The organism is Limisphaera sp. VF-2, assembly GCF_049537125.1.
GTDB lineage: Bacteria > Verrucomicrobiota > Verrucomicrobiia > Limisphaerales > Limisphaeraceae > Limisphaera.
In genome coordinates this window covers 1,737,436-1,750,348 of record NZ_JBMVQY010000001.1, presented here as the reverse complement: position 1 = coordinate 1,750,348, position 12,913 = coordinate 1,737,436, and the positions used below count along the sequence as shown (strand labels likewise).

Annotated in this window: 8 protein-coding genes; 2 read left to right on the top strand and 6 right to left on the bottom strand. The window is 66.7% G+C overall.

What is annotated here, in order from left to right:
- Positions 1–497: 497 nt before the first annotated feature.
- Positions 498–1,592 (top strand): glycosyltransferase family 10 domain-containing protein, encoded by a 1,095-nt coding sequence (locus ACPDIT_RS06275; RefSeq protein WP_423442322.1) that lies wholly within the window; start codon positions 498–500, stop codon positions 1,590–1,592.
- A gap of 107 nt (positions 1,593–1,699) precedes the next feature.
- On the opposite strand, the gene ACPDIT_RS06270 is transcribed toward ACPDIT_RS06275, so the two are convergent.
- Positions 1,700–2,665, bottom strand: a complete 966-nt coding sequence (locus ACPDIT_RS06270) for a glycosyltransferase family 9 protein (RefSeq protein ID WP_423442321.1) — start codon at positions 2,663–2,665, stop codon at positions 1,700–1,702.
- The gene (locus ACPDIT_RS06265) at positions 2,662–3,714 is read right to left on the bottom strand and encodes a glycosyltransferase (RefSeq protein ID WP_423442320.1); all 1,053 of its coding nucleotides are present in this window, start codon (positions 3,712–3,714) and stop codon (positions 2,662–2,664) included. Before ACPDIT_RS06265 ends, ACPDIT_RS06270 begins: the two co-directional genes overlap by 4 nt.
- Positions 3,715–4,176: 462 nt before the next feature.
- On the opposite strand from ACPDIT_RS06265, the gene ACPDIT_RS06260 reads away from it, so the two are divergent.
- Positions 4,177–4,536 (top strand): ArsR/SmtB family transcription factor, encoded by a 360-nt coding sequence (locus tag ACPDIT_RS06260; RefSeq protein ID WP_423442319.1) that lies wholly within the window; start codon positions 4,177–4,179, stop codon positions 4,534–4,536.
- Positions 4,537–5,004: 468 nt separating this feature from the next.
- Here the strand turns inward: ACPDIT_RS06260 and ACPDIT_RS06255 are convergent, their stop codons facing one another.
- From ACPDIT_RS06255 to ACPDIT_RS06240, 4 genes are all read right to left on the bottom strand, one after another.
- Positions 5,005–5,637, bottom strand: a complete 633-nt coding sequence (locus tag ACPDIT_RS06255) for a response regulator (protein WP_423442318.1) — start codon at positions 5,635–5,637, stop codon at positions 5,005–5,007.
- The gene (locus tag ACPDIT_RS06250) at positions 5,634–8,783 is read right to left on the bottom strand and encodes an ATP-binding protein (protein ID WP_423442317.1); all 3,150 of its coding nucleotides are present in this window, start codon (positions 8,781–8,783) and stop codon (positions 5,634–5,636) included. Before ACPDIT_RS06250 ends, ACPDIT_RS06255 begins: the two co-directional genes overlap by 4 nt.
- Positions 8,784–9,134: 351 nt before the next feature.
- Positions 9,135–10,586: an NADH-quinone oxidoreductase subunit N gene (locus ACPDIT_RS06245; RefSeq protein WP_423442316.1), complete on the bottom strand. Its 1,452-nt coding sequence runs from the start codon at positions 10,584–10,586 to the stop codon at positions 9,135–9,137.
- A 129-nt stretch (positions 10,587–10,715) separates the two neighbouring features.
- Positions 10,716–11,987, bottom strand: coding sequence for a class I SAM-dependent rRNA methyltransferase (locus ACPDIT_RS06240; protein ID WP_423442315.1), 1,272 nt, complete (start codon positions 11,985–11,987; stop codon positions 10,716–10,718).
- Positions 11,988–12,913: the final 926 nt, after the last annotated feature.

Sequence of the window (12,913 nt, the reverse complement as noted above, 5' to 3'; positions counted from 1 at the left end):
CCGTACTTGAGGGAAATCCACAAATCGAGCTGGCAGACCCCACCTGAACCAGCTTCACGGGTCCACCGGATTCATGCGAGAAACAGTCCCCGTTTTCGTCCCGCTACGGCCCCGTGACCGGGCCCCGGGTTCCGGACGGAGCGCTGCCTGTTCGTTCCCTTGGCCACTCGCAAGGCGGCGCGGACCGCACAACCTGTCCTTCCCGAGCATGCGGGGCGGATTGGAGATGCCGAGCGATTGGGGCATGGGAGCGCGACGTTACTTTGGCGTTTTCCTGGCTGTCGGGCCGGGTGGGGAAGGCCGGTGTCCCGGGCGCCTGAGTCGCGCGGGATTGCGACGTTGCACAGCCATGGCAGGTTCCCCCATCAGGGCCCTGCGCCTCCGCGATGGACGGCAACGAATGCGAACGAACCCCACGCTTCGTACGGTGCATTGACGCGTGAACCAGGGGGCGCCTAGAGTTCCACGGAGCGCCGCAAAGCATCCAGAAATCGGCTGTGGAACATCCCAACCGGCCCATTCGAGTCAAGTTTCTGTCCAAGGCGTGTCGGGAACGGAATCTCGACGCGTGGCTCGGGCGATTTCCCGGGGGCGTGCCACGGTGGGGACGCTGCGAGTTCCTGTTCGATCCGGCGGCGCGGGAATACGACTGGCTGGTGGTCTACGACGATCTGCCCTCGGATCCGGGCCGGGATTGGGAGCCCCTGGCCTGCCCGCCGGACCACACCCTCTTGATCACCGCCGAGCCGAGCAGCGTCAAGGTGTACGGTTCGCGTTACACGCGACAGTTCGGCTGGGTCCTGACCAGCCAGGAACCCTGGGCGCTGCGCCATCCACGGGCCATCCGGTGCCAGCCCGGTTTGGTCTGGTACTACGGCGCCACGGGCCACGGCGACGCCGTCATCAGCCCGCGCGGTCGCTATGATGCCATCGTCCAAAACGTCCCCCTCCAAAAAACGCGGGTCCTCTCCGCGGTTCTATCCTCCAAGAGCATGCGGCATACGCTGCACCACCAGCGCGTCCGTTTCGTGACCCGATTGCAGGCCGTCCTGCCCGAGCTGGATGTGTACGGTCACGGCTGGAACTATGTGCCCGACAAGGCCGACGCGTTGGATCCCTACCGCTTCCATCTCGCGATCGAGAACCATGTGGCGCCCCATCATTGGACCGAGAAACTCGCCGATGCATTCCTGGGCGCATGCGTCCCCTTCTATCACGGATGCCCCAATTACGCAGACTATTTCCCCGAGGAAAGCGTCATTCCCATCGACATTTTTGATTTCGATCGCTCGCTGGAGATCATCCGGCGCGCCATCCGCGACCGGGAGGACGAGAAACGGCGCCCGGCCGTTTTGGAGAGCCGCCGACGGTACCTGGAGCGCTACTGGCTGTTTGCCCAGGTCGCAAGGCTCATCGAGGAACGGCACCCCGTCGTCTCCGGAGCCGCAACCGCCGGGGCACGCATTGCCAGCCGGTACCGCGTGCGCTCTGAGTGCTGGTGGGGCGCGGTGGAGGAGTTGACGGAAAAATGCGCCGTGCGCGTCCGCTGTTTGCTGAACCGGCGACACCAGCGCATGCTGGCGTCTCCATGACCCGCGGAGCGGTGCCCTTTCGGGCCGGTCTTCCACCGGCACATCCAAAGGCACGACCCCCCACCTCCGGAGGCTCCACCGTGGAGAGCGACTCCAAGGCATGCTCCCTAGGAGGCGGGACAAACGTGTGGACCTGAGTCGGGTGCCTCTCGCCACGTCTGCACCAGAAGAGCCCAAACTTCGTCGACCTCGAGGTCTCGGAGCCGGGGGCGTTGCAGCCACGCAACGCTCGGCCCGTTGGGCCGGACCACGAAGGGATCGGAAGCCGCACTGTACAGCACCACGGTTGGGGCGCCCACCGCGGCCATGAGATGGACCGGCCCGGTGTCGTTCCCCACCACCGCCAGGGCCCGACGCGCCAGAGCGGCAAGCTGACCAAAATTGGTGCGGTCCGCCAGGTTCAGGACGTGCGGAGCCAGGGCCATGAGCTCTGCCAGGGTGGCCTGGTCCGACCGCGTGCCCACGGCCACGCATGCCACGCCGTCCGCCTGGAGGCGGTTGGCCAGGGCGGCGAAGGAGGAGGCCGGCCAACGTTTCTCGGGCCGATGTGCCGAACATCCCGGAACCAGGATGACGTAGCGTTGCGGAAGCGAGAACGCCGAGAGGTCGCCGTCCAACCAGGACAAATCGGCCGGGCCGGCCCTGGGAACGCCGGCCGCTTCGAGTTGCCGGAGCAATCGTTCATACGCGGGCAGGCGCTGGCCCCGAAAATCCGGGCGCGGATGGGAACAGCCTCGAACGGGCCCGGACCATTCGGGCTTTCTGCGCCCCAACAGGTGGAAATAGAGTGCGGTTCGGTCGTTACCCTGCAGATCGTAAACGCGCGTGAAGCCGGCGTTGCGCAAGGTGCTGCCCCACCTCAGCCACTGAAGCACCCGGCACCAGGAGAGCCGAGGCTCGGCCCAGACTTCGTCGAACCACGGCATGGTCTTCGCCCATGTTGCATACGCCGGGCGGGTCAACAGGACGATTCGATCCCTGCGATGATGGGTCCGGATCGCATGAAATGCGTCGAAGGCCAGGACAATGTCCCCGAAGGCTCCGAGTTTGATGACCAGGATGTTCTGATTCACTGGGGAATCCCACGGGCCAAATGACGGGCGCGCACGGTTTCCAGTGCGGCGGACAGCTGCGGCGCGGTCGCCTCCAGGGTATAGCATTGCTCGACCTTCCTGCGTGCGGCTGCCGCCAAACTGGAGCGGAAACAGCCCTCGAGGAGGAGTCGCTCCAGGGCCTGCCCCATGGCCTGCCAATCCCCGCGAGGAACCACCAGACCGGTTCGTTCGTGCTCGACGATTTGGCGGGGGCCTTCGGAGTCGGTGACGACCACTGCCACTTCGTGGGCCATGGCCTCCAACAAGACACGCGAAAAGGCCTCGGTCCAGGAGGGCACACAAGCCAGCGTGGCACGCCTCCAAAAGGCCGTCCGGTCCGTGATCCAGCCGGGCAGTTCCACCTGCTCTTGCAATTGCAGGGTGTTCAACAATTGCAACAGCCGGGGCCGTTCCGGGCCGTCGCCGGCCAGTACGCCGCGGAAGAGGTGACCCCGGGCCTTCAACCAGGCGAGCGCGCGCAGGAAAAGATCGAAGCCCTTGATAGACACCCATCGGCCCATGGCGACAATGACCGGTGGGGCGGTCGGACCCGTTCGTCGCGCAGCGGGCAGTTCCGGCAACATGCTGGGAATGTGGAAGACTCGCGCGGCTTCCACGCCCGCGCGGATCAGCGCGTCGCGCTGATCGGGCAGGATGGCAATGAACCCGTCACAACCGAGGATCCGGCGGAAGCGGTAGTTCGGAAGGCGCGCCACGACGGGCCACCGACCGCGGGCGGCGCGCAAGACGAGCCGACCGGCTCGATTCCCATGGCATACCACCACATCCGGCCGGGCCTGGCGCAGCCGGCGGCGAACCTGCCAGACCGTCCAGGGATCCCAGTGGGACCAGATGCGGGTGGCGAGGACCGGGACACCCAGCGCTTCCACGTCGGGTCGTACTGCGGCCCGCCCGTCCAGCAAGGAGACCACCTCGTGACCTCCGGCCCGCAAGGCGAGGTGATAGACCACGAAGCTCTCCTCCAGCCCGCCCCGCCCACGGCCGAGCATGACGTTCGCCACGCGCATGATTTGCCCTGCAGAATAACCGCGGGGTCCCGGACGACGCAATGGGAGCCCGGCGCGCGGCCCGGCGCCACACCCGGCCGCCCGTGGCAACGAAACGCGGGCCCACTCCGCAAACAACCAGGACGGTTCCCAAAGCTCCCTGGCCCCCCGGCCCGCCCACAGCGTTCTCCCCAGGGACGTGCGCGGGATTTCGCGACCGCAACCGACGAGTCTTTGGCAAAGCGCGGACCGGACGGAAAGGCGGGCCACCCCGTACAGTTCTGGTCCGGGCCCCGAGTTCGAACTCTCCGCTCCCGTTTGTGGGCGGCGCTCGGAGAGTTCGGACCCGCTTGGACAGAAGACTTCGCTCGCCATGCGTGGTGTCCTCCGCGCTTCGCAACGTCGGGATTGCCCCAATCGGAACGCGTAGAAGCGACCAGACCGGTTTTGACAACGCGGGCCGGGTTCCGCAGGTTGAGCCCGATGGAACGGTCACCGGTTTCCTCGCATCTGCGGGAGCAGGCCCGGATTCTGAAGGCACTCGCGCATCCGGGGCGGCTGCGGATTTTACAGGAACTGGCCGAGGGCGAGCGATGTGTGTGCGATCTGGCGGCGCTGCTGGGAGTACGGGTGCCGACGGCCTCGCGTCATCTGGCCCTGTTGCGGGAGGCCGGCATCGTGGAGGACGAAAAGCGCGGGGCTCAGGTTTTCTACCGACTTCGCACGCCGTGCGTCCTGAACTTTTTTGAGTGCGTGGCGGCAGTGCAGGAAAGCCGGGAGGAAACGAGACGCCGCGCCCGAAAGCGGAACCGCAATTCAGGCTCGGTCCGGGGACGGGCGTGACTGCCGCAATGGGCGGGGGACATGGACCCGCGCGGCCGGCGCGTTGAGCCGGAGCGAGCAGGCCCGGGTTCTGCCGGGGATGGGCGAAACCGCCACCGAGCACGCTCTCCGTCCCACGGCGCGAGGCAGTCCGGTCGTTATGGCTGCAGAACCGCGCTCGCCGACCACACTGCGAGGGAGGCCGGAGCCCCAACCCCATTTCGAATCCCCGTTGGCCCGCACAAAGAGTGAACGCGCCGCAAATCCTCCGTCGTTCCCTCCGGCGGTTCCCCTGGATCGGCGCTCGATCGCGGGCCGGAGCACGCTCGGGGTGGCGGGGCCGCTTTTCCGCTTCTGGGGCGAGCACAGGGTGGGGCAAATTACCGGTCCGCGGCGGCAGGTGCGGTTTGGAGCAAAGGTTGCCGCCAGCGCGGCATCGGCTGTTGCGCCCGGGCCCTTCGCATCCGGTGGGGAGGGGCCGGCCCGGATTCAGGTGCCCGTGGCGGACCGGAACTTGAGTGCGGCCTCGATGCGGGAGCGCACGTGCAGCTTGTGATAGACATGCCGCAGGTGCCAGCGCACGGTGCCGTCTGTGAGCCCGAGTCGTTGTGCGATTTCCTTGTTGGAATGACCGGCGGCCAGCAGTTCGAGGATCTCTCGTTCTCGCGGCGACAATTCTTCGACCTGGGCGGCCGCGGTCACCGGTTCCCGGAAGGAAGCGATGACCTTGCGGGCGATCTCGCGGGACATGGGGGCTCCGCCCTGACGGACCTCGTGGATGGCCGCTCGCAGTTCCTCGGGCGTGCAACGTTTCAGCAGGTACCCGCACGCCCCGGCGCGCAGGGCTTTGAAAATCCGGTCGGTGTCCTCGTACACGGTGACCATGATGATTTGCAGGTCGGGCAGAAGCTGTTTGAGCTGCGCGGTGCACTCGATGCCGGATTGGTTGGGGAGCTGAATGTCCATGAGGACAATATCGGGTCGGTGCCTGGGAATGGTACGGAGGGCCTCCTCGGCGGTGGCACAGGCACAAACGACGCGGCATTCGGGATCCGCTTCCACGAACTCCGCCAGACTTTCCCGGATGATCCGATTGTCTTCGACGATGGCGACCGTGGTCATGAGGAGGCCAAACGCGGCAACCAGAAGCGCAGGGTGGTCCCCTGTCCCGGGGCGGTTTCGATTTGAAATCGGCCACCCAGTTTCTCGCAGCGAGCGCGCAAGTTCTCCAGGCCATCCATGCCGGGTTCGGCGGAGGCCGCGGGCAAACCGCGCCCGTTGTCCTGCACGGTCAGGCACAGATGGTCGGGCCCGGCGTCGAGTCGAAAGCGCACCTCGGTGGCACCCGCGTGACGGACCACATTGGTGAGCGCTTCCTTGAACGCCAGGAAGAGGTGATGTCGCCGAGGGGAATCGACCGGCAGATCGGCCGGCGCTTGCGTTTCCTCCAGGCGCCAGGCGATGCCCGCGGCCCCCAGAAATCTTTCCGCGTGGAGGCAGAGGTAGCTAATCAACGAGCCCAGGGTATCGTGCCGCGGGTTCATGGCCCAGACGATCTCGTCGAGGGCAGTGACCATCTGGCGGGCAGTGGCTGCGGCCTGCTCCAGGTACTCGTTGCGCCGTTCGGGGCGGGTTTGGGGAGCGCGGGCGCGGTCCAGCAACATGGCAATCTCGGTCAGATCCGATCCCAACTCGTCATGGAGATCGCGGGCCACGCGTGCCCGTTCCTGCTCCAGAGCCTGCTGCTGCTCCAGCCGCTGTCGGGCGCGGATCTCTCGTTCCAGAGCCGCGCCCCGACGTTCCACCTGGCGGTGCAACTGGGTGATCCAAAGGGTGGCCAGGAACAACACCCCGGCCAACGCTCCCATCAGTCCCAAGAGGCGTTCCAGCGTCCAAAAGGGCGGGCGCGCCAGGATCAGGAATTGGTCGGCCGGGCCGACCAACACCTGGAATGAGCCGGCCTCGAGGGCGCTGGCCGGTCGAACCGGATGGACCGCACAAACGCCGGTGACGCGAACGCGGCTGCCCAGGGCCGGCTCCGGGGGCGGATCCGGCCGGTCCCAACGAATCGCCAGCAATCGCAGGCCGCGTTGCAGTTCAAAGACCCGGCCGTCTTCGGCGCGTCGCCGCTCCACCAACACGCCTTCCGCTTGCACGCGCCGAGCATCGAGTTGGGCGGGGTTCCACTCCTGTTCGGGCAACGGCCACGGTTCCGGGAGCGGGGCGCGCTGCCCCGTCGAACGGACGCGGGCTTCGCGCAACACGGGAGAGCTTCGCACCGACAAATCAGGGAATCCCACGACTTCCAGCCAGTCGCCCGGTTCCAACCCCGGCGTGTCCGTTTTCAACCAGGCGCGGAAGCCCGCGCCGTTTTCCGAGAGAAACAGTTCCCGGCCGCTGCGGTGTAACAACTGGCCGCTCACACGGACGCGCTGGAAAAGTCCGGCGGCTGGATCGAACAAGCGGAGGGCCGCTGCGGTTTTCAGCGGCCGGTCGAACCAATCCCGGGGTGGCGGCTGTTCCACGTGAACTTCCGCGCCATACAGCCGAATCGATCCGGCCCGCACCTGGTGGGTTTGATAATCCCAGGTGGCGAAAAGGCAGCCCCGGATCCGGACCAGCGCATCTTCGAACTGCCGGAATTGTTCGGGCAGCAGCCCGGGTACCCGCAGTTCGACATCCAACAACCCTTCGCGCAATAACAACGAGACCCGGTTGGAGTGCACGGCGGTGACCACCCCCTCCAGCTCGATCCACTGCGCGTCCAGACTGCCGTTGAGCAACTGTTCCCACGCCGGGCGCACCGGCTCGGGCCAGCGGCCCAGGCCTCTTATTTCCAGACGCCTGGCCTGCACCATTGGGGCAAACAAGCCCGGATCGGTAATCCCTTCCACCCGCACCCACTCCCCGGCTCGGGGCAATCCCGCCCCTTGCCCCGATTCATCGACGACATACAGGCCCCGGGTCGCATCATGGACAACGACGGCCTGGTGTTCCGGAAGCACACAGGTCACGGTGCCTTCCATCTGCACCGGGTACTGCCGCTGGGCCGCCTGCCGACTCAGTCCATGCACGGCGGCCGCCGTTCTCAACACGGGCAAACCGCCGGGGCCGGTTTCGGCCCCCTGCTCATGTGTCTGCCCTGCTGGTTCCAGATGCTCCAGCCCCGGCACCAGCCATCGACCCGCGGCGGCCACTCCATCTGCTCCCACCACCGGCAGACACACTCCGCACAACCGTGCCCGTCGTCCCATCCAATCCTCGGCCCGCGTGGTCCCTCGCGGTGTCACCGTGGCCTGCATTCGGCTCCCGCCGCCGGAAACCTCCAGGTTCAGCCGCTCATCATCGGTGGCAGCCCAGGTTACGATGCCCTCCGTGCAGGCCCACACGGCTTGCGCCGCCGCCCACGGTTGTCCCGGCAAGAGGTGCACAGGCCGGGGCAGGTCCTGCCAACCCAGAAGCTCCACCGCCAGGGTGGGGTTTCCCACAAACAGGCGACTCCCGTCGTCGGACCCCACAGTGAAGGTCCACAAGCCCGATCGCGGCACGTGGAGGAAACCGTGGAACACCAGAGCCACCCGCTCGGTGCGAGGCGCCCGGCGCACATCCCACACGTCGCAGGTTCCCTCTTGCAGCAGCCTGGCCCGTGACCAATCCGGCAGGCTTTCCCCCTCCGCCTCGAAAGCCTGGAAGCTCAGACCCGGCTCCCAAACCTCGTTCTTGTCCGGACCCTTGAGACGAAACAAAGCTTCGGGCGGGACGGCCGCCGGGGCCTGATTTGGACCGCACCACTCGACCTCCAGGCGCGCCTCGTCCCTCGCGTTGAACCACTCCAGTCGCACCGGATGTCGCCCTGCCTCCAGGTACACCGCGCCTGATTTGGTCTTGAAGGCATGGACCCCGTCGTTGTCCACCACGGGGCCCACGGGGCCAAGGCGAACCCAATCCCCGCGTTGCTGCGCCAGGACTCGTCCGCGAATGCGCACCACTCGACCCGGCGCGGGCGCGGCCCCCTCCCAATTCAACTCCAGAAGGCCAATCTGCCCCTCTTGGGCCAACACCAGCCGTGACTCCGCCCGGCCGGCCCAGAGCACCACCCCGGTGAGGTCCAGAGCCACCACCCGACCCGGGTTGGCCGCGCGAAGCAAGGCGTCCAGCTGGTGGATCTGCGCAGGGTTGTCCGGGGCCGCGGCGCCCGCCACGCCGGTCCACCCGATCGCACTCCAGCAGATCCATCGGGACAGCCACAGTGGCCATTGCTTCCCCATTGGATGCGGCTCAGGCTATCCCCCGCCCGTGGTCCGAGCAATGGGTTTCCCGACAAGCCCCGCGGATGGCAATCCCGGATGCGGGGGCTGACGACAAAGGGCCGGGCAAGGCCCGGTTCAGGCATCCCTTCCCCTCGGGCGGCCCCTGCAGAGCGTTTCCGCCCTGTGTGCAAATCCCTTCTCCGGCACGGCCTCGAAATCCGCGCCCGAGAGGAGGAGGCACTCAGCCCCGGCGCCTGCGGAACGTCTGCATCGTGGCGGACAAGGAACGGCGCTCGTGACGTCCTCTGGTCTTTCCCAGGCGAGGGCCCTTCAAGATTCGCCGCCCTTCAAGGCCCTGCCGAGATTGCCTCAGTACGCCAGGGCCCGCGCCGCCTGTTCGGCCCACCCCAGCGCCCGCGCAGGGAACAAGCCCAGGTACAGCATCCCCACAACACACACCGCGGCCGCAAAGCGCAGAATCTGCGGCAACTCCACCGGCGCTGCGTTCTCCGCGGGGCGATCCCACCAGAGCACCCGCACCACTCGCAGATAGTAATAGAGGGAAATCACCACCCCAACCACGGCCACTGCGGCCAACCCCCAGTACGCCGGTTGTTGTGCGGCCTGCTCCACGACCGATCGAATCAGCAGGAACTTCCCGAAGAAGCCGGCCAGTGGAGGAATCCCCGCCAACGAAACCATCGCCAGCGTCAAGGTCGCCGCCAGGAAGGGCGCCCGCTCATGTAACCCTGCCAGGCCGGAAACATCCTCCGCGGCCAGGTGCCGCAGCACCAGCGTCACCACCAGGAACGCGGCCAACACCGTCAACGCGTAAGCCAGCAGGTAAAACAGCACCGCCGATTGTCCGGACCGGCTCAACGCGGCCACCCCCAGCAGCAAATAACCCGCGTGTGCGATGCTCGAATATCCCAGCAGGCGTTTCAGATTCCGCTGGGGCAGGGCGCACAGGTTCCCATAAAGGATGGTGGCTCCCGCCACGACCATGGCCAGGGTCGCGCCGCGCTCGGTTACCTCCGGAACCGCCGTGAAGAGGAACCGCAGCAACAACACCACCCCCGCCGCTTTCGATCCGGCCGCCAACAGAGCCGCGGTCGGGGTGGGCGCCCCTTCATATACGTCCGGGGCCCACACCTGGAACGGCACGGCCGCCAGTTTGAATCCGAGCCCCGCCAGGATCAGGACCACGCCCGCTACGAACAACGGATGTTCCGCGTACCCATCGGAGACCATCGCCAGTTCGGCGAAATGCATGCGGCCGGTCGTCCCCCAGACGAGTGCGATCCCCAGGACCATGAAAGCCGAGGCCAGCGCCCCCAGGATCAGATACTTCACGCCCGCTTCCACGGAGACCCGCCGGGTCCGCTGATACGCCGTCAGCACGTAGAACGTCACGGTCATCAGCTCCATGGCCACAAACAGAAGCACCAGATCCTGGGCGGAGGCCGCCAGCATCATGCCGCTCAACGCAAACAACACCAGCGAGTAGTACTCCGTCACTCCCCCGCGGAAGCGATCCGCAAACTCCACGGCCATCAACAACACCACCACCCCGGTCAGCAGAAACAACCGCTTGAAGAACAGGGACAGAGCATCCTGGACAAACCGCCCGCCGAAGGCCGTGCCGGTCTCCGCCAGCCCGAACGCCCCGGTGCAACTCAGGACCAGCAGCAACCCCAACCCCGCGGCCGCAGCCAGACCCAACGGCCGCCGATACCCGGCCGGCAGCCACAGGTCCGCCAACAACAACAACACACCCAGCATGACGACCGCGATCTCCAGGGTTAACAGCCCGACATTCATGTGCGACGCTCCCAAAACTCCGCCCAGCCTTGCAAAAGCCCTCTGACAGGTCAATGACCCGGCCGGTCGGTGCCGGTCCCGGGGGCCGTGGGCATGGTGCACGCGTTCCGGCCCGGCCCCGGCAACGGCTCAACGCACCAGTTCAAACGCGTAGCCCTTCAGATACTCGGTCTCCGGAATCATCGGGATCACGGGATGGTCCGGCCCCTGACTGAAGGTGGCAATCCGACGCAGGATTTTGCGGGTGTCATAGGCGGCGGCCAGGATCACATCGAGGAACGTCCGCGCATCCACATGATGCGAACAACAAAACGTCGCCAGCACCCCGCCCGGGCGCAACAGCTTCAGGGCCCGCACGTGAATCTCCTTGTAACCCCGCAACGCATCCGGCACCGACGCGCGCGTCCGCGTGAAGGACGGCGGGTCCAGGATGATGAGATCGAACTGCGGCACGGGTTTCTCATGGGGCCGGGCCTGGGTGCGCGCCTTGAGCCAGTCGAACACGTTGACGGCCTCGCCGGTGCAGCGGTCTTGCAGCCCGTTCAAGGCGGCGTTGCGCAGGGCCGCCTGCACGGCCGCCTCGCTCTGATCCAGCAGGTGCACATGGGCAGCCCCCGCCCGGGCCGCATGAAGCCCAAACCCGCCCAGAAAACAGAACGCATCCAACACCCGCGCCCCGCGGGCCCACCGGGCCACCTCGAGATAATTCAGCTGCTGGTCGAGATACAGCCCGGTCTTGTGCCCCGTCCACAAATCCACCTCGAACGTCAGCCCGTTGATCCTCACCGGGTGGGCGGGAGGGCGGCCAGCCGTGGCCGTGGGGGAAGGGGTTCCTTCGTCGGCCGCGGGTCCCGTCGCTGACGGTGCGGGCCATTCCCCCGCCAGGACGCCCTCCACAACCGGCAACCCCTCGAATTTCCGGGCCGCTGCGTCGCTCCGTTCCAGGATCGCCCGCGGCGCCAGGACCCGTTGCAGCGCCTCGACGATTTGCGCCTTGCGCTGCTCCATCCCCAGCGAGGAGATCTGCAACACCAGCACCTCCTCGTACTTGTCCACGATCAGCCCGCTCAGGAAGTCCCCCTCGGCATGCACAACACGAAACGAACTGGCCTGGGGCATGTGCCGGCGGCGCACCTCCAACGCGGCCCGAATGCGGCTCTCAAAAAAAGCCGTGTCGACCGTCACGCGTTCCGGCGACAACAACCGCACCCGAATCTTGGAGCGCGAATGGTAGAACCCCACCCCGAGGAATCGGCGCCGATGATCCTTCACCTGAACCAGCGCCCCGTCCGGCACCTCCGCCGTCACCCGCAGCACCGAGTTCTCGTACAACCAGGGATGCCCGGCCACCAAGCGATCCGCTTCCCCCGGCTTCACATAAACCGTTGGTAATGTCGTCATTCTGGCCCTCTCCTTCCGCTTGTAAACAGCTCCGGCTGACCCCTCGTGCCGCGGCCCGGGGCCATGCCTCCACGCCGCCGGGATCGCCGGAGCGACCAACCTACGCGCAGCAGACCCGGGTTGCAACCGCCAGAGTTGGCCGAACCGGCAAAGCCTGGCTGCGCCGTGCCCGCGGTTGTGGAGATCTGAACCATCATCTCCGGCCAAGGGAAGCCATCCCGGCCCCGGGGCCACGGTCACCGCCGACCAGGCTGTCGGAAACAATCCGACAGACATTTGCGCAGGATGGTTCGAGCGGCCCCAACGGCACTGCGTATAGACAGCCGGCACCCGGCCCGAATTCCCCGCCGTGCTGAACTTCATGCGATGGTGCCGGCCGATCATGGCCCAGCGGGCCATTTTATCAATGCCGCAGGCACGTGGCAGACAACTCGCACGCGGGTTTTCCACTGAGCACCGTCGGCGGCTCCAGATTGGGGGACAGTAGCCGCCTCGAGGCAGCGGACCCGGAATCCAAATCCAACTCCTCGCTCCGGAGGATGGCCATTTCGGCCACCCGGCCGGCCAAGGTTCGATCCCCGACTTTCGGAGGAGACTTTGTTGCGACCGGCCGGCTTCCCCCGGCGGCTGCCTTGCTTGAGTTCTTCCTCTCGGGCGCGCTTGGGACCCGTGGGATTGGCGACCGGACCGGCCGCCGATGCAGCCTTTGTCCCTCGTTCCTTTCTGGTGATCCATGGGCGCCGTGGGCTCCCTGCGCCGCAGCCTCCTCCTCTCTGGGGCTTTGTTCTAAACGCTTGATGGGCTGTCCTCCGCTTGCTCCGCCCGGGTTGGCCATGACCGCGGCCGGAGGGCGCGTGAACCAGCCGATGCGGCGGGACAAGTGCCCGGTCGCCGACCTCCAAGGGTTCGAAACCCTCGTCGATCTG